We start from the raw sequence: 21,360 nt of genomic DNA on the forward strand, positions 1-21,360 counted from the left end.
AGGAGGCCCCGTGCCCAGCCCCACCCCCGTACCGCCGCGCGACCGGGCCGACACCCCCTGGCGCTCGGAAGGGGCCCCGCCCGCCCCGCCGCCCAAGAAGCGGATGCCCGGCGGCTGGCGCGGCCTGATCCTCGCCGCCCTGATCGTCTACCTGATCGCCAACGTGGTGCTGTCCTTCTTCAACGAGGGCGACGAGCCGGTCGTCTCGTACACGGAGTTCAGCAAGCAGGTCGCCGCCGGCAACGTCGAGAAGATCTACTCCAAGGGCGACGCGATCCAGGGCGAACTCAAGGGCAAGCAGCCCGTCCCCGGCGGAAAGGGCGACTACACCAAGTTCGTCACCCAGCGCCCCGCCTTCGCGGACGACCAACTCTGGTCCAACCTCACCCGGCACAACGTGACCGTGACGGCCTCGCCGGTCGTCGAACAGCGCAGCTTCCTGGCCAACCTGCTGCTCTCGCTGGCTCCCATGCTGCTCCTGATCGTCCTGTGGGTGTTCGTCGCCCGCCGGATGAGCGCGGGGATGGGCGGCGGCATGGGCGGCATCGGCCGCAAGACCCCGCCCAAGCCGGTCGAACTGGCGGCGACCGAGCGCACCACCTTCGAGGACGTGGCGGGCATCGACGAGGTCGAGGGCGAGCTCAACGACGTCGTCGACTTCCTCAAGAACCCCGAGCAGTACCGCCGGATGGGCGCCCGGATGCCGCGCGGGGTCCTGCTCGCCGGCCCGCCCGGAACCGGCAAGACCCTGCTGGCGCGGGCCGTGGCCGGAGAGGCCGGGGTGCCCTTCTTCTCGGCGTCCGCCTCCGAGTTCATCGAGATGATCGTCGGCGTCGGCGCCTCCCGGGTGCGCGAGCTCTTCTCCGAGGCCCGCAAGGTGGCCCCCGCGATCATCTTCATCGACGAGATCGACACCATCGGCCGGGCCCGGGGCGCGGGCGCCGGCATGGGCGGCCACGACGAACGCGAACAGACCCTCAACCAGATCCTCACCGAGATGGACGGCTTCTCCGGCTCCGAGGGCGTGATCGTGCTGGCCGCCACCAACCGGGCCGACGTCCTGGACCCCGCGCTGACCCGGCCCGGCCGCTTCGACCGCACCGTCGTCGTCTCGCCGCCCGACCGCGCCGGGCGCGCCGCCATCCTGCGCATCCACACCCGCGACATCCCGCTCGCCCCGGACGTGGACCTGGACCAGATCGCCCGGACCACCCCGGGCATGACCGGCGCCGAACTGGCCAACCTCGCCAACGAGGCCGCCCTGCTCGCCGTCAAACGCGGCCGCGCCCAGGTCGGCCCGGCGGACCTCTCCGACGCCCTGGAGAAGGTGCAGCTGGGGGCGGAGCGCTCGCTGGTCATGCCGGAGGACGAGCGCCGCCGTACGGCCTACCACGAGAGCGGCCACGCCCTGCTGGGCATGCTCAGGCCCGGCGCCGACCCCGTACGCAAGATCACGATCGTCCCCCGGGGCCGCGCCCTCGGGGTCACCCTCTCGGCCCCGGACGCCGACCGGTACGCGTACACCGAGGACTACCTGCGCGGCCGCATCATCGGCGCGCTGGGCGGCATGGCCGCCGAGCACGTGGTCTACGACGTCATCACCACCGGCTCGGAGAGCGACCTGGAACAGGTCACCGCCCTCGCCCGGGGCATGGCCGGCCGCTGGGGGATGAGCGAGCGCGTGGGCCGGCTGACCGCGATCCCGTCCGACGGGCAGAGCCCCTACGGGCTGTCCGCCGCCCCCGCCACCCTCGACGCGGTGGACCACGAGATGCGGCGGATCGTCGACGACTGCTACGAGGAGGCCTGCCGCGTCCTGCGCGAGCACCGCCCGCAGCTCGACGCCCTGGCCGAGGCCCTGCTCGCCAACGAGACCCTGGACGAGAAGGCGGCGTACGCGGCGGCCGGGATCACCCGCCTGGAGAAGTAGCGCCGGGCGGCCCGGGCCGCCCGGCCCGCCCCGCCTACCGCACGCGGGCGACGACGTAGCGGAAGATGTTCGGCAGCCAGACGGCGCCGTCGGTCCGCTCGTACGGGTGAAGCGCCTCGGACAGCTCCTTCTCCGCCAGCGCCGGATCGGCCGCCGCGTCGTAGAGCCCCGTCGACAGCAGCCCCCGTACCGCGCTGTCCACATCCGCATACCCGAACGGGCAGAACACCCGCCCCGAGCCGTCCGGCAGCAGTCCGGCCTCCGCCGCCAGCGCGTCCAGGTCCCGGGGCACCGGGCCGCCGCCCAGCACCGAGGGGACCGTGCAGCGCTCCGCCGGACCCCAGTCCGCCAGCACCACCGCGCCGCCCCGCCGGACCGCGGGCAGCGCCGCCGCCAGGGCGGCGGGGGAGGGCGAGAAGGCCAGCAGCACGTCGTAGGGCCGCGCGGCGGGCGCCGGGGGAGCGGCCACCACCTCCAGCAGCCGTTCGCGGGCCAGGGCCCGCCGGGCCGGGTCCGCCTCCACTCCCGTGGCGGCCGCACCCCGGCCGGCGGCCAGCAGCAGCGGCAGACCGGCCCCGCAGCCGAGGCCCAGCAGCCGGTTGCCCGGGCCGACCTCCAGCCGGTCGTAGACCGCCTCGTACAGCGGTACCAGCATCCGTTCCTGGATCTCCGCCCAGTCCCGGGCGACGAGCGTCGCCATCGGCGTCGGTGTCATCGAAAGAGCGCTCCTGATTCCTGTGTCGCCCCCTGGCCCCCCTTGCCAGAGAACTCCCCATCGGCCCCCGCGTCCAGAGGAGTGCGCCACCCGATTCACGCTCGGTGCGCCCGGCGCCGTACCATTCGCGCCATGGCAAAGGCACCCGTTCTCACCCCCCAGGCGGAGGATTTCCCCCGCTGGTACCAGGATCTGATCAACAAGGCCGAGCTGGCCGACAACGGTCCGGTACGCGGCACCATGGTCATCCGACCGTACGGCTACGGGCTGTGGGAGCGGATGCAGCAGGAGATGGACGCGCGCATCAAGGACGCGGGCGCCCAGAACGCGTACTTCCCGCTGTTCATCCCGCAGTCGTACCTGACCAAGGAAGCCGAGCACGTCGAGGGCTTCGCCCCCGAGCTCGCGGTCGTCACGCACGGCGGCGGCAAGGAGCTGGACGAGCCCGTCGTCGTCCGGCCCACCTCCGAGACGATCATCAACGACTACTTCTCCAAGTGGGTCCAGAGCTACCGGGACCTGCCCCTGCTGATCAACCAGTGGGCCAACGTGGTCCGCTGGGAGATGCGCCCGCGCGTGTTCCTCCGTACGAGCGAGTTCCTCTGGCAGGAGGGCCACACCGCCCACGCCACGTACGAGGACGCCCGCGACTACGCCGCCCGCATCCACCGCGACGTCTACGGCGACTTCATGACGAACGTGCTCGGCATCGACGTCGTGCTCGGCCGCAAGACCGCCAAGGAGCGCTTCGCCGGCGCCATCAACACCCTCACCCTCGAGGGCATGATGGGCGACGGCAAGGCCCTCCAGCTGGGCACCAGCCACGAGCTCGGCACCAACTTCGCCAAGGCCTTCAACACGCAGTACCTGTCGAAGGAAGGCAAGCAGGAGCTCGTCTGGCAGACCTCGTGGGGCGTCTCGACCCGCATGGTCGGCGGCCTGATCATGTCCCACGGCGACGACAACGGCCTGCGCGTCCCGCCGCGGCTCGCGCACGTCCAGGTCGTGATCATGGCGATCAAGGGCGACGAGGCCGTGGCGAAGGTCCGCGAGCTCGGCGCGCGGCTGAAGGCCGCGGGCATCCGGGTCCAGGTCGACGACCGCGTCGACACCCCCTTCGGCCGCCGCGCCGTGGACTGGGAGCTCAAGGGCGTACCGGTCCGCATCGAGATCGGCCCCCGCGACCTGGAGGCCGGCACCGCGATGCTGGCCCGGCGGATCCCCGGCGGCAAGGAGGCCGTGCAGATCTCCGCGCTGCTCGACCTGCTGCCCAAGGTCCTCGACGAGGACCAGGCGCAGCTGTTGCGCGAGTCCCGCGAGCGCCGCGAGGCCCGCACCTCCGACGTCGCGACCATCGAGGAGGCCGCCGAGGCGGCCATCGCCGGTGGCTGGGCGCGCATCCCGTGGGCCGACCTGGGCCCCGAGGGCGAGGCCAAGCTGGCCGAGCAGGCCGTCTCCGTACGCTGCCTGGTCGCGGCGGACGGGTCGGTTCCGGAGTCGGACGACGCCCCCGGTACCCTCGCCATCGTCGCGCGCTCGTACTGACGCACCCCCACGCCCCCGGCGCGCGGCTCCGGCCGCGCTCCGGGGGCTCGGTCGTCGTTGGTACTCCTTACGTACCGACTCCTCCTGAGATCGACGCACCCGTCCTCGTCAGGACGCATCAGACTGAACTGACTGGTACGTGCAAAAAATTTGGAATGGCCCGGAATCGGAACACCGGGGCACCTCGGCTCGTTGTCACGACGTGAGCACGACACCCCCTGTTCTCGCCGCAGAGCTGGCGCAGGCGTGGGCCGATATTCAGCGGTACCACCCCGAGCTGCCTGACCTTGCCGCGCCCGAGTCCCTGATCGGAGAGTCCTCGTCCGCCTGTGGCGCCGAGCTCTCCTTCGAGCGACTGCTGCACGAGGCAGTCCACGGCATCGCCGCCGCCCGCGGAGTCCGTGACACCTCGCGAGCCGGCCGCTACCACAACCGCAGATTCCTCGCGATCGCCGAGGAGATGGGGCTGGACCACTCCGAGGAGCCGCACGCCAGCAGCGGGTTCTCCCTGGTCTCCCTCAACCCCGAGGCCAAGAAGCGCTACCGCCCCACCATGGAGCGGCTCCAGCGCGCCCTGAAGGCGCACACGGCCGCCACGGCCGCCGACACCAAGCGCAGTTTCCGCGGTCCGGCCGCCCGGCACGGGTCCTCGGGCGGCGGCGTACGGGTCAAGGCGGTGTGCGACTGCGGGCGCAACGTCCGGGTGGTCCCGTCCGTCCTGGCCCAGGCGCCGATCGTGTGCGGCGGCTGCATGAAGCCGTTCCGCATCCCGGAGGTCGCCACCGCGGCGGCCTCCTGACCCCGGCTGGGCGTGCCGCGGGCGTATGGCACAATGGACAGCTGTACTCGACAGTCGCATAGGACCCCTCTCTCCTCCGGCTGACGCGTCCATCGGGCACCCGAGTACCGCAACCCCACGTGGCATCTCATGTGCCCAACCACGTCAAGTTCAGGAGACACCACTCCAGTGGCAGTCAAGATCAAGCTCAAGCGCCTCGGCAAGATTCGCCAGCCGCACTACCGCATCGTCGTCGCCGACGCCCGTACCCGTCGGGACGGTCGCGCGATCGAAGAGATCGGTATCTACCACCCGACGTACAACCCGTCGCGCATCGAGGTCAACGCCGAGCGTGCGCAGTACTGGCTGTCCGTGGGCGCCCAGCCCACCGAGGCCGTGCTCGCCATCCTGAAGCTGACCGGTGACTGGCAGGCGCACAAGGGCCTCCCCGCCCCCGCGCCGCTGCTGCAGCCGGAGACGAAGGAGAGCAAGCGTCGCTCCTTCGACGAGTTCGCCAAGGCCCTCGAGGGCATCGGCGAGACCAAGGGCGAGGCCATCACGCAGAAGGCGAAGAAGGCCGACAAGAAGGCGGACGAGGCTGAGGCCACCGCCGAGTCGACCGAGGCCTGATCATGCTCGAGGAGGCTCTTGAGCACCTCGTGAAGGGCATTGTGGACAACCCCGACGAAGTGCAGGTCGCCTCGCGCAACCTGCGCCGCGGACAGGTGCTCGAGGTCCGGGTCCACCCGGACGACCTCGGGAAGGTGATCGGCCGCAACGGCCGCACCGCGCGTGCGCTGCGTACCGTCGTGGGCGCCATCGGCGGCCGGGGGATCCGCGTCGACCTCGTCGACGTGGACCAGGTCCGCTGAGAAGTTGAAGCACCGGCACGGGCCGGGGAGGGCGTTCGTCGCCTTCCCCGGCCTGAGTCGTTTCCGCCCATGAGCGCAGCCGCGCGGGGCCACGCGGAGCACGCGGGGCGCCGCCGGTCGACCGCGGGCGGAGCGACCCTTGACAGAGAAACCACAACGGAGACACACAGTGCAGCTGGTAGTCGCGCGGATCGGCCGCGCCCACGGGATCAAGGGTGAGGTCACCGTCGAGGTGCGGACCGACGAGCCGGAGCTGCGGCTCGGGCCCGGCGCCGTACTGGAGACCGAACCGGCGTCGGCGGGTCCGCTGACCATCGAGACGGGCCGGGTGCACAGCGGCCGGCTCCTGCTCCGCTTCGCGGGGGTCAAGGACCGCACCGGGGCCGAGGCGCTGCGCAACATCCTGCTGATCGCCGAGGTGGACCCCGAGGAGCTCCCCGCGGAGCCCGACGAGTACTACGACCACCAGCTGATGGACCTCGACGTGGTGCTGGAGGACGGTACGGAGATCGGCCGGATCACCGAGATCTCCCACCTGCCCTCGCAGGACCTCTTCATCGTCGAGCGGCCGGACGGCACCGAGGTCATGATCCCCTTCGTGGAGGAGATCGTCGCCGAGATCGACCTGGAGGAGCAGCGCTGCGTCATCACGCCGCCGCCCGGGCTGATCGACGACCGCGCGGTGGTCGCCTCCTCGCGTGAGGGCGGGGCCGGGGGCGGCGGCGAGGGCGAGGCGGAGACCGGCGGCGAGGCCGAGGGCGAGGTCGGCGCCTGATGCGGCTGGACGTCGTCACGATCTTCCCCGAGTACCTGGAGCCGCTGAACGTCTCCCTCGTCGGCAAGGCGCGGGCGCGCGGCCAGCTCGACGTACACGTGCACGACCTGCGGGAGTGGACGTACGACCGGCACAACACGGTCGACGACACCCCGTACGGCGGCGGTCCCGGGATGGTCATGAAGACCGACCCGTGGGGCGAGGCCCTGGATTCGGCGCTGGCCGACGGGTACGAGTCGGGGGCCCGCGGCCCGGTGCTGGTCGTTCCGACGCCCAGCGGCCGTCCCTTCACCCAGGAACTGGCCGTCGAGCTCTCCGAGCGGCCGTGGCTGATCTTCACCCCGGCCCGCTACGAGGGCATCGACCGCCGGGTCATGGACGAGTACGCCACCCGGATGCCGGTGTACGAGGTCTCCATCGGGGACTACGTGCTCGCGGGCGGCGAGGCCGCCGTCCTGGTGATCACCGAGGCCGTGGCCCGGCTGCTGCCCGGGGTCCTCGGCAACGCCGAATCGCACCGCGACGACTCGTTCGCGCCCGGCGAGATGGCCAATCTGCTCGAAGGCCCCGTCTACACCAAGCCCCCGGAGTGGCGCGGCCGGGGCATCCCCGAGGTGCTGCTCAGCGGCCACCACGGGAAGATCGCCCGCTGGCGCCGGGACGAGGCCTTCCGCCGCACCGCGCGCAACCGCCCCGACCTGATCGAGCGCTGCGAGGCCTCCGCCTTCGACAAGAAGGACCGCGAGATCCTCAGTATCCTGGGCTGGAGGCCGAGCGCCGACGGGCGATTTTGGCGCAGGCCCCCGGCCGTGGAAGAATAGGTGGCTGCTGTGTGCTCGCGTGCGCCCCTGCCACAGGGGGACCGTCGCCCGCGATGTCCCACGGCTCCCGAATTCTCTACGGAAATCCGCACCGGCGACCTGTGGCGTCGTGCGAAGAAAGCAGACGAAGAACATGTCTCACCTGCTCGATGGCGTCAACGCCGCCTCCCTGCGCACGGACGTCCCGGCCTTCCGCCCCGGTGACACCATCAACGTGCACGTCCGCGTGATCGAGGGCAACCGCTCCCGTATCCAGCAGTTCAAGGGTGTTGTCATCCGTCGCCAGGGCTCTGGCGTCTCCGAGACCTTCACCGTTCGCAAGGTCTCCTTCAGCGTCGGCGTCGAGCGCACCTTCCCCGTGCACTCCCCGATCTTCGAGAAGATCGAGCTCGTCACCCGCGGTGACGTGCGTCGCGCCAAGCTGTACTTCCTCCGTGAGCTCCGCGGCAAGGCCGCGAAGATCAAGGAGAAGCGCGACCGCTGATCTCCCCTCCGGCTCCAGGGGACGGCCGGATAGGCTCGCCCCCGATGGACACCGAAGCAGAGCTCACACAGCGCGGCCACTCCTCCCCCGGACAGGGGGAGGGGCGGCCGCGTTCTGCGTTTTCCGGGTGGTGGGGATCCCCCCGGTCCCGGCGGCGGGCCGGCCTGCTCGGCGTGGCCTGCGCCGTGTTCCTGCTGCTCTTCTCCAACTTCGTGGTCCAGCCCTTCCTCATCCCGAGCCGCTCGATGGAGCCGACGCTGAAGGTCGGCGACCGGGTGCTGGTCAACAAGCTGGCGTACCGCTTCGGCGATCAGCCCCGGCGCGGCGACGTGGTCGTCTTCGACGGCACCGGCTCCTTCGTGCGCGAGCGCCCGGCGGGCAACCCCGTCGGCGAGGCCGTGCACGGGGCCTTCTCGGCGCTCGGGCTCGCGGAGCCCTCCGACACGGACTTCGTGAAGCGGGTCGTGGGCGTCGGCGGGGACGACGTGGTGTGCTGCGACGCCGGCGGCCGGCTCAAGGTCAACGGGGTGTCCGTGGACGAGCCCTACCTGTACGCCGGGGACGCGCCGTCGGCGGTGCCCTTCCGCATCGTCGTCCCGCTGGGGACCCTGTGGGTGATGGGCGATCACCGCTCCCAGTCCCGGGACTCGCGGGACCATCTGGGGGAGCCGGGCGGCGGGATGGTGCCGGTGGACAAGGTGATCGGGCGGGCCGACTGGCTCGGCTGGCCGGTGACGCGGTGGGGGTCGGTGCCCGGGAACGGCGCGCAGGCCTGGTCCCGGGTGGGCGGCGGTTCGCATGGGTAGCCGGGGCCGGCCCAGGGGCGGCCGGGACGGTAGTGAGGGACGGGTCGGCAGGGATGGGCGGGACGGACGGGGCGGCGGGGATGGACGGGGCGGCCGGGACGCGGCGCGCGCACCGCAGTCTCCGCCGCCGGCGCGCGAGCCGCTGCCGGGCGAACCCCTTCCGCCGCGCCGGGGCGGTCCTGAGGGCGGCGGTCCGCTGTGGCGCGGGCCGGAGCAGGGTGCGGCGGGGCGGCGCGGCCCGGAGCCGGACGAGCCGCTGTGGCGCGGGCCCGGGCCGGCGGCGGAACCGCCGGGACGGTACGTGGCCGGTGCGGGTGCGGGTACCTCGGCGGGTGCGTCGGCGGGTGCCGGTACCGGTGCCGGTGATGGCGTCGGTGTCGATGCGGGTGCCGGTGATGGCGCCGAGCCGTCCACGGCGGTGCCCGGCGGGGCCCGGGAGACGGCGGCAGAGCCCGGTGGACGGGCCGAGCGGCGCAGGCTGGCCCGCCGGGTCCGGCGGCGCAGGCGCACCCGGCGGGCGGGCGAGCTGCCGCTGCTCGTGGTGGTCGCGCTGTGCATAGCCCTGCTCCTCAAGACCTTCCTGGTGCAGGCCTTCTTCATCCCCTCCGGGTCGATGGAGCAGACGATCCGCATCGGCGACCGCGTACTGGTCGACAAGCTCACCCCGTGGTTCGGCTCCACGGTCGAGCGGGGCGACGTCGTGGTGTTCAAGGACCCCGGAGGCTGGCTCAAGGGCGAGGCCGCCCGGCCTGCCCAGGACCCGGCGGGGATCAAGCAGATCAAGCAGGCCCTGACCTTCATCGGGCTGCTCCCGTCCGCCGACGAGCAGGATCTGATCAAGCGGACCATCGGCGTCGGCGGGGACACCGTGAAGTGCTGTGACGCGCAGGGGCGGGTCACCGTCAACGGCGCGCCGCTCGATGAGCCGTACGTGTCACCGGGCAACGCCCCCTCGGAGATCCGTTTCGAGGTGCACGTACCGGCGGGACGGCTCTTCGTGATGGGCGACCACCGGGCCAACTCCGCCGACTCCCGCTACCACCTCGACGAGGCCTTCGAGGGCACCATCGCCGAGAACGGTGTGGTCGGGCGGGCCGTGGTGATCGCCTGGCCCTTCGGCCACTGGCGCGAGCTGGAACAGCCGGCGACCTTCCTCTCGGTGCCGGACCCGGCGCGAACCGGTCGGCGGCGCGGGCGTCTTGGGCGTCGGCGGGGCACGGCGTTCGCATAGTGTGTCCTCGGTCTCCCGCGCCTTAGGGAACTCCCGCTCGTTAAGGGAGGGGAGGGCCCGTCGACCGATCCGGCGCGGGACGCGAATTCCGATTGAGGAGTGGATGTGGGGGATGTGGCGGTAGGCGCACGATCCGGACGCGACGAGGGCGAGGAGCGGCCGGACGACGCCGTAGAGCGCGAGACCGAGACAGAGGACGGCGGTGCGGCCGCGCGGCCCCAGCGTTCGTTCTGGAAGGAGCTCCCGCTCCTCATCGGTATCGCCCTGCTGCTGGCCCTGCTGATCAAGACCTTCCTGGTCCAGGCGTTCTCGATCCCCTCCGACTCGATGCAGAACACCCTCCAGCGCGGGGACCGGGTGCTTGTGGACAAGCTGACCCCGTGGTTCGGCTCGGAGCCCGAGCGCGGTGAGGTCGTCGTCTTCCACGACCCGGCGAGCTGGCTGGCAGGAGAGCCCACCCCGGAGCCCAACTTCGCCCAGAAGGCCCTCAGCTGGATCGGTCTGATGCCGTCCGCCGAGGAGAAGGACCTGATCAAGCGGACCATCGCCATCGGCGGGGACACCGTGGAGTGCAAGAAGGGGGGACCGGTCGTCGTCAACGGCAAGGAGCTGGACGAGCCGTACATCTACCCCGGCAACACCCCGTGCGACGACGCCCCCTTCGGCCCGATCACCGTGCCCAAGGGCAAGATCTGGGTGATGGGCGACCACCGCCAGAACTCCCAGGACTCCCGCTACCACATGCAGGACTCCACGCAGGGCTTCGTGCCGGTCGACAAGGTCGTCGGGCGGGCCGTCGTCGTCGCCTGGCCGGTCACCCGGTGGGCCACGCTCCCGGTCCCGGACACCTTCGACCAGCCCGGCATCAACCACCAGGCCGCGGCGACCGCCCTCGGTCTCGGGGCCTCCGGCCTCGCCCCGGTCGGGCTCGGCCCGGCCGCGCTGGGCGTAGCGGGCGCCGTTCCGGTCGTCCTGTGGCGCAGGCGGAGGCTGACCAACGGGCGTACCGCCCGGTAGGGTGCCGCCCAGGTCGACGATCTCCGAGGTGGGGGCGCTGCAATGGGCGGAACACAGGCAATACGCGGGACCACCGGTGGCCGCGGCGGCCTCGGCAACGTGCTGTCGGGCATCGCCGTGGCCATCGGTTTCGTGCTCTTCCTGGGCGGCTTCGGCTGGGGCGCGGTGATGTACCAGCCGTACACGGTGCCGACCGACTCGATGGTGCCCACCGTGCGGCCGAACGACCGGGTGCTGGCGCAGCGGATCGACGGTGACGCGGTGCGCCGTGGTGACGTGGTCGTCTTCATCGACGCGCAGTGGGGCGCCTCGCCCATGGTCAAGCGGGTCGTCGCCGTGGGCGGGGACACCGTCCGCTGCTGCGGTCAGGGCGGCCGGCTGTCCGTGAACGGCAAGGAGCTCGACGAGCCCTACCTGGACCACGCGGGCACCGAGGTCGCCGCGATCGGGACCGGTGGCGTCCCGTTCGAGGTGAAGGTGCCCGACGGCAACCTCTTCCTGATGGGCGACCACCGCGTGGCCTCGCTCGACTCCCGCGCACACCTCCAGGAGGCGGGCCAGGGGACCGTGCCCCGGTCGGCGGTGTCGGCCCGGGTCGACGCGCTGGCGTGGCCGTCCATGAAGATGCTGGACCGCCCTGCGACGTTCGCCTCCCTGCCCGGCGGGATCTCCGCGCCCGGTCCGCTGCGGCTCCAGCTGGCCGCGGTCGTGGGCGGTGCGGCCCTGGTACTGCTGGGCGCGGCCTACGGTCCCCTCGTACGGATCCTGGGGCGCGGGCGCCGGCGGGAGTCCTCGGGTGCCCGCTGAACCCGGCGGCGCCGGCGCGGGGGAGCCGAGGAAGGTGTCACGGGTGATCCTGCTGGACCCGGCGGACCGGATCCTGCTCCTGCACGGCTTCGAACCGGCCGATCCGGCCGACGACTGGTGGTTCACGCCGGGCGGCGGCCTGGAGGGCGACGAGACGCGCGAGCAGGCGGCCCTGCGGGAGCTGGCGGAGGAGACGGGGATCACAGAGGTCGAGCTGGGGCCGGTGCTGTGGCACCGGTACTGCTCCTTCCCCTTCGACGGGCGGCGCTGGGAACAGGACGAGTGGTACTTCCTCGCCCGTACCGACCGGACCGAGACCCGGATGGGCGGCCTCACCGAACTCGAGCGGCGCAGCGTCAGGGGAGCCAGGTGGTGGACCTCCGGGGAACTGCTGGCGGCCCGTGAGACGGTGTACCCGACCAGACTCGCCGGGCTGCTGCGCACGCTGCTCGACGACGGTCCTCCGGGTGCTCCGGTGGTCCTGCCCCCGGAAATCGTTTAGGGGCGGACGGCGCTGGCGCACAATAGGGGGACGCACGGCTGAAGGGGAACATGCCATGAGCGCCGAGGACCTCGAGAAGTACGAGACCGAGATGGAGCTGAAGCTCTATCGGGAGTACCGCGACGTCGTCGGGCTGTTCAAGTACGTGATCGAGACCGAACGTCGTTTCTACCTGACCAACGACTACGAGATGCAGGTGCACTCGGTCCAGGGGGAGGTCTTCTTCGAGGTCTCGATGGCGGACGCCTGGGTCTGGGACATGTACCGGCCGGCCCGCTTCGTCAAGCAGGTCCGGGTGCTGACCTTCAAGGACGTGAACATCGAGGAGCTCAACAAGAGCGACCTCGAACTTCCCGGCGCCTGACCGGGCCCGCGCCCGGCGCCTGACCGGGCCCGCGCCCCGCGCCTGACGGGGCCGCGCCCGGCGTCGCGGACCGCCCGCTCACCCTGGAGGGTGAGCGGGTTTTCCACATCGCCGGAGTTTTCCACCAAGATCCACTCCGGGGGCGGGAACGCGGGACTCTCGGCACGGAGGTGGTGCCGGATGAACGCGAAGGGCGTGGCACAGCAGGCATTGGGGCGGTACGGCGAGGACCTCGCCGCGCGGCGGCTGACCGAGTCGGGGATGACGGTGATCGCCCGGAACTGGCGCTGCCGGACCGGGGAGATCGACATCGTGGCGCGGGAGGGGGACGCCCTCGTCGTGTGCGAGGTCAAGACGCGCCGGGCGGGCGGCTTCGAACACCCCATGGAGGCCGTCCGGGCCGGCAAGGCCGACCGGCTGCGCAGGCTCGCCGGGCGCTGGCTCGCCGACCACGGGGGACCGCCCGCCGGAGGCGTGCGGATCGACCTCGTCGCCGTACTGCTGCCGAGGCGCGGCGCACCCCGGGTCGAGCATGTCAGGGGGGTGGCGTGATGGGGTTCGCGCGGGCCTGCTCGGTGGCCCTGGTGGGCGTCGAGGGCGTACTGGTGGAGGTCCAGGCCGACCTGGAGCCGGGGGTCGCGGCCTTCACCCTGGTGGGGCTGCCCGACAAGACGCTGGTCGAGAGCCGCGACCGGGTCCGGGCCGCCGTGGTGAACTCCGGCGCCCAATGGCCGCAGAAGAAGCTCACGGTCGGGCTCAGCCCGGCGTCCGTGCCGAAGGCCGGGGCGCATTTCGACCTGGCCGTCGCGGCGGCGGTGCTGGGCGCCGCCGAGGTGGTCGATCCGGGAGCCATCGCCGACCTGGTGCTCATCGGGGAGCTCGGCCTCGACGGCCGGGTCCGCCCGGTGCGCGGGATCCTGCCCGCGGTGCTCGCCGCCGCCGAGGCCGGGTACCGGCAGGTGGTGGTGCCCGAGCAGTGCGCGGGGGAGGCAGGTCTGGTGCCCGAGGTGTCCGTCCTCGGCGTCCGCAGCCTGCGGCAGCTGATCGCGGTCCTGACCGACGGGGTGGTGCCCGAGGAGGAACCGGTCCGGGCCGGGCGTCCCGACCCGATGCTCGCGGGGCTGGTGCTGCCGGGTGCCGGGCTGGGTACGGGCCTGGCCCGGGGCGGCGCGGATGCCGCCGAGGTCCCCGACCTCGCCGATGTCGCCGGCCAGCACCGGGCCCGGCGCGCCTTGGAAGTGGCCGCCGCCGGGGGACACCACCTCTTCCTCAGCGGGCCCCCGGGCGCGGGCAAGACGATGCTGGCCGAGCGGCTGCCCTGGATCCTGCCGCCGCTCACCCGGCAGGACTCCCTGGAGGTGACGGCCGTCCACTCCGTCGCGGGAATCCTGCCGCCCGGCGAACCGCTGGTCGCCCGGCCCCCGTACTGCGCCCCGCACCACTCCGCCACCATGCAGTCGCTGGTCGGCGGCGGGGCCGGGATCCCCAGGCCGGGGGCGGTCTCCCTGGCCCACCGCGGGGTGCTCTTCCTGGACGAGGCCGCGGAGTTCAGCGGCAAGGCACTGGACGCCCTGCGGCAGCCCCTCGAAGCGGGACACGTGGTCATCGCCCGGGCCGCCGGGGTGGTACGGCTGCCGGCCCGCTTCCTGCTGGTCCTCGCCGCGAACCCCTGCCCCTGCGGCCGGCACAGCCTGCTGGGGGCGGGCTGCGAATGTCCCCCCTCCGTCGTCCGGCGCTACCAGGCCCGGCTGTCCGGGCCGCTGCTCGACCGGGTCGACCTCCGCGTGGAGGTCGAGCCGGTCACCCGCTCCGACCTGCTGGGCCGGGGCGGCCGGGGCGAGTCCACCGCCACCGTCGCGGCCCGGGTCCGTGAGGCCCGGGAGCGGGCCGCCGACCGGCTGGCGCAGACCCCGTGGCGGCTCAACTCCGAGGTTCCGGGGCACGAGCTGCGCACCCGCTGGCCCGCCGGCTCCGGGGCGATGGCCCAGGCGGAGCGGGACATGGAGCGCGGACTGCTCACCGCGCGGGGGCTGGACCGGGTGCTGCGGGTCGCCTGGACCGTGGCCGACCTGCGGGGGCGCGGGCACCCCGACGCGCTGGACGTGGCCGTCGCGCTGGAGCTGCGCACCGGGATCGCCCGGGGGGCCGTCCTGGCGGCCGGGGCGGGGGCGGAGCCGTGAGCGCCGCCGACGGCGCGCCGGAGCCGGGCCCGGAGGTGCTCGCCCGGGCGGCGCTGACCCGGGTGCTGGAACCCGGGGACGAGCACGGCGGGCGCTGGCTGCGCGAGATCGGCGCCGTCCGGCTGATGCGCCTGCTGACCGGCCCCGAGGCGCAGTGCGGGGCGCTGACCGGGGTCGGCCCCGAGCGGCTCGCCGGATACCGCAGACGGGCCGCCGTCGCGGAGCCCCGGCGGGACCTGGCGGAGGCGGCCGCGGCGGGCTGCCGGTTCGTCTGCCCCGGGTCGGCGCAGTGGCCGACCCAGCTGGAGGACCTCGGCGACGCCCGGCCCGTCGGGCTGTGGCTGCGGGGCGGCCCGGACCTGCGGACCTGGGCCCTGCGCTCGGTCGCCGTGGTCGGAGCCCGCGCGTGCACCCCGTACGGGGCCCACATGGCGCAGACCCTCGCCGCCGGGCTCGCCGAGCGCGGCTGGGTGGTGGTCTCCGGCGCCGCCTACGGGATCGACGGCGCCGCGCACCGGGGCGCCCTCGCCTCGGGCGGGGTCACCGCCGCGGTCCTGGCCTGCGGGGTGGACGTCGGCTACCCGCGCGGGCACGCCGGGCTGCTCGGCAGGATCGCCCGCCAGGGGCTGGTGCTGGGGGAGCTGCCGCCCGGCGCCCACCCGACCCCGAGCCGGTTCGTGCTGCGCAACCGGGTCATCGCCGCCCTCACCCGGGGCACCGTCGTCGTGGAGGCGGCGCTGCGCAGCGGCTCCCTGGTCACCGCCCGCCGGGCCCAGCGGCTGGGCCGCCTGACCATGGGCGTGCCCGGGCCCGCCACCAGCGGCCTCTCGGCCGGGGTGCACGAACTGCTGCGCGGCGGGGCGGAGCTCGTCACCGACGCCGCCGAGGTCGTCGAACTCGTCGGCGGCATGGGCGAGCTGGCCCCCGTGCGGCGCGGCCCCGTCCTCGCCCGGGACCTCCTGGCCCCGGCCACCGCACGGGTGCTCGAAGCCCTCCCGGCGGGCCGGGCCGCCGAACCGCAGGAGATCTCGCTCGCCGCGGGCACCGGCACCGATGAAGTCATCGGCAGACTGTACGAACTTCACTCTCTGGGGTTCGTCGAACGGCAGGGCGACGGCTGGCGGTTGGCGCCGCGCACGCCGGGAGAGGGGGCGCAATCCGGAGCCGACCGGCGAGGCGGTCGTTGACCTGGGGCGTTCCGGTGAAAGAGTGACGGCGATGAGAGACGCGGTCTTCCCGGTGGCAGCTGCCGGGACCGAGCGCCAGGCGCCGGTCCCGGGCCGCCCGCGCGAGTCCGGACGCCGCCCGGCCCCCGGGTCATCCCGTACTCTTCGCGCACCGCGACACTTCCGTCACGCTACGCTCCCAAGGAATCCGGCTCCGGCAAAGGCGAAGCATGCCCCAGCACACCTCAGGGTCCGACCGCGCTGCGGTGCCCCCCGCTGCCCGTGGCGGCGTGCGGTCCACCGCGCCCTCGTCCCTGGAGCTGCTCTGGCGCTCATACAAGGCCTCGGGTGACGAACGTCTGCGGGAGCAGCTGATCCTGCACTACTCGCCGCTGGTGAAGTACGTGGCGGGCCGGGTCAGCGTCGGCCTGCCGCCCAATGTCGAGCAGGCCGACTTCGTCTCCTCCGGGGTGTTCGGACTGATCGACGCGATCGAGAAGTTCGACATCGAACGCTCGATCAAGTTCGAGACGTACGCGATCACCCGCATCCGCGGCGCGATGATCGACGAACTGCGCGCCCTGGACTGGATCCCCCGCTCGGTGCGGCAGAAGGCGCGGGCCGTGGAGCGCGCCTACGCCACGCTGGAGGCCCAGCTGCGGCGGACCCCCACCGAGAGCGAGGTCGCGGGCGAGATGGGGATCGGTGTGGAGGAACTCCACACGGTCTTCAGCCAGTTGTCCCTCGCCAACGTGGTCGCCCTCGAAGAGCTGCTGCACGCCGGCGGGGAGGGCGGCGACCGGCTGTCCCTGATGGACACCCTGGAGGACCACGCCGCCGACGATCCGGTGGAGGTGGCCGAGGACCGCGAGCTGCGCCGACTGCTCGCCCGGGCCATCAACACGCTCCCCGAGCGGGAGAAGACGGTGGTCACCCTCTACTACTACGAGGGGCTCACCCTCGCCGAGATCGGCAACGTGCTGGGCGTCACCGAGAGCCGGGTCAGCCAGATCCACACCAAGTCGGTGCTCCAGCTGCGGGCGAAGCTCGCCGACGTCGGCCGCTGAGCCGCCCGGGAGGGGCCGCGCTCGGGGCCCGGGCCTTGCGCACCCTCCGTAGAGTGGGGACGTGCCCAGGATTCGAGCGGCCTCCGTGGCCGAGCACCGGTCGATGCAGCGCGGCGCCCTCTTGGACGCGGCGCGTTCCCTGCTGTCCGAAGGCGGGACCGACGCCCTGACCTTCCCCGCCCTCGCGGAGCGCACCGGGCTCGCCCGGTCGTCCGTGTACGAGTACTTCCGGTCACGCGCGGCCGTCGTAGAAGAGCTGTGCGCGGTGGACTTCCCCGTGTGGGCCGCCGAGATCGAGGCGGCGATGGAGGCGGCGCGGACGCCGGAGGACAAGATCGAGGCGTACGTGCGCAGCCAGCTGGGGCTGGTCGATGACCGCCGCCACCGAGCGGTGGTGGCGATCTCGGCCAGCGAGCTGGACGCGGGGGCGCGGGAGAAGATCCGCGCCGCGCACGGTGGTCTCGTGGCGATGATCGTCGAGGCGCTGGGCGCCCTCGGCCAGGCGGAGCCGCGGCTGGCCGCGATGCTGTTGCAGGGCGTCGTGGACGCCGCCGTGCGCCGCATCGAGCTCGGCGCCGCGGAGGATCCCGCGGTGGTGACCGAGACCGCCGTCGCCATGGCCCTGCGGGGCGTGCGGGGCGACCGCCCCCCAAGCGACCGCCCGCAAAGCGACCGCCCGCAAAGCGACCGCCCCCAAGGTGACCGCCCCTAGGGCGAGCCGCCCTCCGGCTCCGCCGCGGGCAGCAGCCGTGGGGTGGGGCGGGGGAGCAGGGTGAGCGGATCGAGATAGGCGTCCTCCCCGGTCAGCAGGCCCCAGTGCAGGCAGGGTCCGGGGCAGTGGGAGCCGGCCGTGAGGACCGCGACCTCCTGCCCCGCCGTCACCTCCTCCCCCTCCGCGACCAGCGGCCGCACCGGCTCGTAGGTGGTGCGCAGCCCCCCGGGAAGGGTCAGCGAGAGCACCCCGCGGCCCGCGACCTGTCCGGCGTAGTGCACCCGCCCCGGCCCGACCGCCCGGACCCGCGCCCCCACCGGGGCCGACAGGTCCACCCCGCGGTGGCCGGCGGCGTACGGCGTGGGCGGCGGGTCCCACCAACGGGCCACGGACAGGGGCGGGGGCAGCGGCCGGACCCCCGGGACGAGGGTCTGGGCGAGCGCCATGATCACGGTGAGCAGCAGTGTCGTCATGCCCACCAGGCTCCCGCGCGGACGCCGGCGCAGGACGCGCCTGTGGATGACCGACGGGGTGTGGACAAAGGCGTCACCCGGCATACCGCCGGGTCCCGTACACTTCTTGTGGCGATCCGGGTCACCGGGTCGACTTCGCACGCCCCAGCACCAGCCCGAAACGGCCTGGTGAAAGCGTCTCTCGGTCCCTTCTGCGGGGCAGGGCGCGGCGGGGCGTCAGGAACCAAACCGAGAAAACAAGGAGATGGCCATGGCCGTCGTAACGATGCGGGAGCTGCTGGAAAGCGGCGTCCACTTCGGTCACCAGACCCGCCGCTGGAACCCGAAGATGAAGCGCTTCATCTTCACGGAGCGCAACGGCATCTACATCATCGACCTGCTCCAGTCGCTGTCGTACATCGACCGCGCCTACGAGTTCGTGAAGGAGACCGTCGCGCACGGTGGCTCCATCATGTTCGTCGGTACCAAGAAGCAGGCGCAGGAGGCCATCGCCGAGCAGGCGACGCGCGTCGGCATGCCGTACGTCAACCAGCGTTGGCTCGGTGGCATGCTCACCAACTTCTCCACCGTCTACAAGCGCCTGCAGCGTCTGAAGGAGCTCGAGTCGATCGACTTCGAGGACGTTGCCGCCTCGGGTCTCACCAAGAAGGAGCTCCTGGTCCTCTCCCGCGAGAAGACCAAGCTGGAGAAGACCCTCGGTGGTATCCGCGAGATGTCGAAGGTTCCCAGCGCCGTCTGGATCGTCGACACCAAGAAGGAGCACATCGCGGTCGGTGAGGCGCGCAAGCTGCACATCCCCGTCGTCGCGATCCTCGACACCAACTGCGACCCCGACGAGGTCGACTACAAGATCCCGGGCAACGACGACGCGATCCGCTCCGTCACCCTGCTCACCCGCGTGATCGCCGACGCCGTCGCCGAGGGCCTCATCGCCCGTTCCGGTGCCGCGACCGGTGACTCGAAGCCGGGCGAGAAGGCCGCCGCCGAGCCGCTCGCCGAGTGGGAGCGCGACCTGCTCGAGGGTGAGAAGAAGGCCGACGACGCCGAGGCCCCCGCGGCCGAGGCTCCGGTCGTCGAGGCCGACGCCGAGACCGAGGCCCCCGCGGCCGAGGCCGACGCCGAGGCCGTCGTCGAGGCTCCGGCCGCCGACGCCGACCAGGCCTGACCCACCCACTGAGGGGGTCCGGCGTTCATCCGCCGGGCACCCGCAGCACGGACGATGACGGCGGGGGAGCCGCGCCACGAGCGCGACTCCTCCGCCGTTCACCCGTAGATCCACGACTTCGAGAGAGAATCACAGACTCATGGCGAACTACACCGCCGCTGACGTCAAGAAGCTCCGCGAGCTCACCGGCGCCGGCATGCTGGACTGCAAGAACGCGCTCGTCGAGGCCGACGGTGACGTCACCAAGGCCAACGAGATCCTGCGCGTCAAGGGCCTGAAGGGTGTCGCCAAGCGCGAGGGCCGTTCCGCCGAGAACGGTGCCGTCACCTCCCTGATCGCCGACGACGCCACCTCCGGCGTGCTCGTCGAGCTGAAGTGCGAGACCGACTTCGTGGCCAAGAGCCCGAAGTTCCTGGCCGTCGCCGACCAGCTCGCCGCCCACGTGGCCGCCACCGCCCCCGCCGACATCGAGGCGCTGCTGGCGTCCGAGATCGAGGCCGGCAAGACCGTCCAGGCGTTCGTGGACGAGGCCAACGCCAACCTCGGCGAGAAGATCGTCCTGGACCGCTTCGCGGCGTACCAGGGTGCCTTCGTGGCCTCCTACATGCACCGCACCATGCCCGACCTGCCCCCGCAGATCGGTGTCCTGGTCGAGCTGGACAAGGCCGACGCCGAGCTGGCCAAGGGCATCGCCCAGCACATCGCCGCCTTCGCGCCGAAGTACCTCACCGCGGACGAGGTGCCGGCCGAGATCGTCGAGTCCGAGCGCCGCGTCGCCGAGGAGACCACCCGCGCCGAGGGCAAGCCCGAGGCCGCGATCGCCAAGATCGTCGAGGGTCGCGTCAACGGCTTCTTCAAGGACGCCACGCTGCTCGGCCAGCCGTACGCGCTGGACAACAAGAAGTCCGTCCAGAAGGTTCTGGACGAGGCCGGTGTCACCCTGAAGCGCTTCACCCGCATCAAGGTCGGCATCTGAGTCCGTCCGTACGCGACGGACACCGGACCCCGGTAGGGTCTGAAGCAGTCGTCCGCGCACGCGCGAGGCGACCGCAGATCTGACGAGGAGGCCATTGCCGAAGAGGGAACCGCGAGGACCCACCGGCAATGGCCTTCTTCGTATGTGCACGAGGAGATCTCCATGAATCAGGGCGTGGACCCCCACACCGCTTCCGACGACAAGAGCGACCACGAGAAGAAGGGCCGCCGCTTCATGCTGAAGCTGTCCGGCGAAGCCTTCTCCGGCGGCGGCGGGCTGGGTGTCGACCCCGACGTCGTGCACGCCATCGCCCGCGAGATCGCGGCCGTGGTCCGAGACGGCGCCGAGATCGCGATCGTCATCGGCGGCGGCAACTTCTTCCGCGGCGCCGAGCTGCAGCAGCGCGGCATGGACCGGGCCCGGTCCGACTACATGGGCATGCTCGGCACCGTCATGAACTGCCTCGCCCTCCAGGACTTCCTGGAGAAGGAGGGCATCGACAGCCGTGTCCAGACCGCCATCACCATGGGCCAGGTCGCGGAGCCGTACATCCCGCTGCGCGCCGTCCGCCACCTGGAGAAGGGCCGCGTCGTGATCTTCGGTGCCGGCATGGGCATGCCCTACTTCTCCACCGACACCACGGCCGCCCAGCGTGCCCTGGAGATCGACGCCGAAGCCCTCCTCATGGGCAAGAACGGCGTCGACGGGGTCTATGACTCCGACCCGAAGACCAATCCGGACGCGGTGAAGTTCGACGCGCTGGAGTACAGCGAGGTGCTGTCCCGGGACCTCAAGGTCGCCGACGCCACGGCCATCACGCTGTGCCGCGACAACGCCCTGCCGATCCTGGTCTTCGAACTCCTCGCCGAGGGCAATATCGCCCGCGCCGTCAAGGGTGAGAAGATCGGCACGCTCGTGAGCGACCAGGGCACCCGGGTCTGAGCCCCACCGAGGCCCGGCTCCGGCCGGGCCCG

24 protein-coding genes are annotated in these 21,360 nt (G+C 72.5%); 22 read left to right on the top strand and 2 right to left on the bottom strand.

Annotated features, from left to right (window positions below; translation table 11 throughout):
- The first annotated feature begins 103 nt into the window (after nucleotides 1–103).
- Nucleotides 104–1,930, top strand: a complete 1,827-nt coding sequence (gene ftsH / locus ACFYYT_RS07595; RefSeq protein ID WP_351818432.1) for an ATP-dependent zinc metalloprotease FtsH — start codon at nucleotides 104–106, stop codon at nucleotides 1,928–1,930.
- A gap of 34 nt (nucleotides 1,931–1,964) precedes the next feature.
- Here the strand turns inward: ftsH and ACFYYT_RS07600 are convergent, their stop codons facing one another.
- Entirely contained in the window at nucleotides 1,965–2,645 is a 681-nt protein-coding gene (locus ACFYYT_RS07600; protein ID WP_351818222.1) for a methyltransferase type 11, read from the bottom strand.
- 132 nt (nucleotides 2,646–2,777) lie between these two features.
- On the opposite strand from ACFYYT_RS07600, the gene proS reads away from it, so the two are divergent.
- The 18 genes from proS (at nucleotide 2,778) to ACFYYT_RS07690 (ending at nucleotide 17,772) form a co-directional block, all read left to right on the top strand.
- A complete protein-coding gene (gene proS, locus ACFYYT_RS07605) occupies nucleotides 2,778–4,190 on the top strand; it encodes a proline--tRNA ligase (protein ID WP_351818225.1) in 1,413 nt (470 codons plus the stop codon).
- Between the two features lie 202 nt (nucleotides 4,191–4,392).
- On the top strand, nucleotides 4,393–4,989 hold the full coding sequence (locus ACFYYT_RS07610) for a hypothetical protein (RefSeq protein WP_351818228.1): 597 nt from the start codon (nucleotides 4,393–4,395) through the stop codon (nucleotides 4,987–4,989).
- Between the two features lie 168 nt (nucleotides 4,990–5,157).
- Nucleotides 5,158–5,598 carry a 30S ribosomal protein S16 gene (gene rpsP, locus ACFYYT_RS07615; protein ID WP_030859859.1) on the top strand — a complete coding sequence of 147 codons (441 nt, stop codon included), beginning with the start codon at nucleotides 5,158–5,160 and terminating at the stop codon, nucleotides 5,596–5,598.
- Between the two features lie 2 nt (nucleotides 5,599–5,600).
- Complete coding sequence (locus ACFYYT_RS07620; RefSeq protein WP_030011889.1) at nucleotides 5,601–5,840, top strand: RNA-binding protein; 240 nt, start codon at nucleotides 5,601–5,603, stop codon at nucleotides 5,838–5,840.
- Between the two features lie 169 nt (nucleotides 5,841–6,009).
- The gene (rimM, locus tag ACFYYT_RS07625; protein WP_351818232.1) at nucleotides 6,010–6,615 is read left to right on the top strand and encodes a ribosome maturation factor RimM; all 606 of its coding nucleotides are present in this window, start codon (nucleotides 6,010–6,012) and stop codon (nucleotides 6,613–6,615) included.
- The gene (gene trmD / locus ACFYYT_RS07630) at nucleotides 6,615–7,436 is read left to right on the top strand and encodes a tRNA (guanosine(37)-N1)-methyltransferase TrmD (RefSeq protein ID WP_351818235.1); all 822 of its coding nucleotides are present in this window, start codon (nucleotides 6,615–6,617) and stop codon (nucleotides 7,434–7,436) included. Before rimM ends, trmD begins: the two co-directional genes overlap by 1 nt.
- 133 nt (nucleotides 7,437–7,569) lie before the next feature.
- Nucleotides 7,570–7,920 carry a 50S ribosomal protein L19 gene (rplS, locus tag ACFYYT_RS07635; RefSeq protein ID WP_030227407.1) on the top strand — a complete coding sequence of 117 codons (351 nt, stop codon included), beginning with the start codon at nucleotides 7,570–7,572 and terminating at the stop codon, nucleotides 7,918–7,920.
- 44 nt (nucleotides 7,921–7,964) lie between these two features.
- Nucleotides 7,965–8,726 (top strand): signal peptidase I, encoded by a 762-nt coding sequence (lepB, locus tag ACFYYT_RS07640; protein WP_351818238.1) that lies wholly within the window; start codon nucleotides 7,965–7,967, stop codon nucleotides 8,724–8,726.
- Nucleotides 8,727–9,144: 418 nt separating this feature from the next.
- A complete protein-coding gene (lepB, locus tag ACFYYT_RS07645) occupies nucleotides 9,145–9,957 on the top strand; it encodes a signal peptidase I (protein WP_385320569.1) in 813 nt (270 codons plus the stop codon).
- A 114-nt stretch (nucleotides 9,958–10,071) separates the two neighbouring features.
- Nucleotides 10,072–10,974, top strand: a complete 903-nt coding sequence (lepB, locus tag ACFYYT_RS07650; RefSeq protein WP_351818241.1) for a signal peptidase I — start codon at nucleotides 10,072–10,074, stop codon at nucleotides 10,972–10,974.
- 42 nt (nucleotides 10,975–11,016) lie between these two features.
- The gene (lepB, locus tag ACFYYT_RS07655) at nucleotides 11,017–11,781 is read left to right on the top strand and encodes a signal peptidase I (protein ID WP_351818244.1); all 765 of its coding nucleotides are present in this window, start codon (nucleotides 11,017–11,019) and stop codon (nucleotides 11,779–11,781) included.
- Entirely contained in the window at nucleotides 11,771–12,283 is a 513-nt protein-coding gene (locus ACFYYT_RS07660) for an NUDIX hydrolase (RefSeq protein WP_351818247.1), read from the top strand. Before lepB (ACFYYT_RS07655) ends, ACFYYT_RS07660 begins: the two co-directional genes overlap by 11 nt.
- A 55-nt stretch (nucleotides 12,284–12,338) precedes the next feature.
- Nucleotides 12,339–12,647, top strand: a complete 309-nt coding sequence (locus ACFYYT_RS07665; RefSeq protein ID WP_214947872.1) for a DUF2469 domain-containing protein — start codon at nucleotides 12,339–12,341, stop codon at nucleotides 12,645–12,647.
- Nucleotides 12,648–12,827: 180 nt separating this feature from the next.
- On the top strand, nucleotides 12,828–13,199 hold the full coding sequence (locus ACFYYT_RS07670; RefSeq protein ID WP_351818250.1) for a YraN family protein: 372 nt from the start codon (nucleotides 12,828–12,830) through the stop codon (nucleotides 13,197–13,199).
- Nucleotides 13,199–14,827, top strand: a complete 1,629-nt coding sequence (locus ACFYYT_RS07675; RefSeq protein ID WP_351818253.1) for a YifB family Mg chelatase-like AAA ATPase — start codon at nucleotides 13,199–13,201, stop codon at nucleotides 14,825–14,827. The genes ACFYYT_RS07670 and ACFYYT_RS07675 overlap by 1 nt, the downstream gene beginning before the upstream one ends.
- The gene (dprA, locus tag ACFYYT_RS07680) at nucleotides 14,824–16,014 is read left to right on the top strand and encodes a DNA-processing protein DprA (RefSeq protein WP_351818256.1); all 1,191 of its coding nucleotides are present in this window, start codon (nucleotides 14,824–14,826) and stop codon (nucleotides 16,012–16,014) included. The genes ACFYYT_RS07675 and dprA overlap by 4 nt, the downstream gene beginning before the upstream one ends.
- Nucleotides 16,015–16,223: 209 nt before the next feature.
- Complete coding sequence (whiG, locus tag ACFYYT_RS07685; RefSeq protein WP_351818258.1) at nucleotides 16,224–17,060, top strand: RNA polymerase sigma factor WhiG; 837 nt, start codon at nucleotides 16,224–16,226, stop codon at nucleotides 17,058–17,060.
- An 85-nt stretch (nucleotides 17,061–17,145) separates the two neighbouring features.
- Nucleotides 17,146–17,772, top strand: coding sequence for a TetR/AcrR family transcriptional regulator (locus ACFYYT_RS07690; protein WP_351818435.1), 627 nt, complete (start codon nucleotides 17,146–17,148; stop codon nucleotides 17,770–17,772).
- On the opposite strand, the gene ACFYYT_RS07695 is transcribed toward ACFYYT_RS07690, so the two are convergent.
- Nucleotides 17,769–18,245: a M23 family metallopeptidase gene (locus ACFYYT_RS07695; RefSeq protein WP_388607116.1), complete on the bottom strand. Its 477-nt coding sequence runs from the start codon at nucleotides 18,243–18,245 to the stop codon at nucleotides 17,769–17,771. The two genes, ACFYYT_RS07690 and ACFYYT_RS07695, sit on opposite strands and share 4 nt — an antisense overlap.
- A gap of 250 nt (nucleotides 18,246–18,495) precedes the next feature.
- On the opposite strand from ACFYYT_RS07695, the gene rpsB reads away from it, so the two are divergent.
- The 3 genes from rpsB to pyrH all read left to right on the top strand — a co-directional run bounded on the left by rpsB (nucleotide 18,496) and on the right by pyrH (nucleotide 21,328).
- On the top strand, nucleotides 18,496–19,410 hold the full coding sequence (gene rpsB, locus ACFYYT_RS07700; RefSeq protein WP_351818261.1) for a 30S ribosomal protein S2: 915 nt from the start codon (nucleotides 18,496–18,498) through the stop codon (nucleotides 19,408–19,410).
- Nucleotides 19,411–19,549: 139 nt separating this feature from the next.
- The gene (gene tsf, locus ACFYYT_RS07705; protein ID WP_351818264.1) at nucleotides 19,550–20,386 is read left to right on the top strand and encodes a translation elongation factor Ts; all 837 of its coding nucleotides are present in this window, start codon (nucleotides 19,550–19,552) and stop codon (nucleotides 20,384–20,386) included.
- A gap of 162 nt (nucleotides 20,387–20,548) precedes the next feature.
- Nucleotides 20,549–21,328: a UMP kinase gene (pyrH, locus tag ACFYYT_RS07710; protein ID WP_351818267.1), complete on the top strand. Its 780-nt coding sequence runs from the start codon at nucleotides 20,549–20,551 to the stop codon at nucleotides 21,326–21,328.
- The last annotated feature ends 32 nt before the right edge of the window (nucleotides 21,329–21,360 follow it).

It is taken from the genome of Streptomyces sp. NPDC002032 (genome assembly GCF_042890765.1).
In the GTDB taxonomy this organism is placed as follows: Bacteria; Actinomycetota; Actinomycetes; order Streptomycetales; family Streptomycetaceae; genus Streptomyces.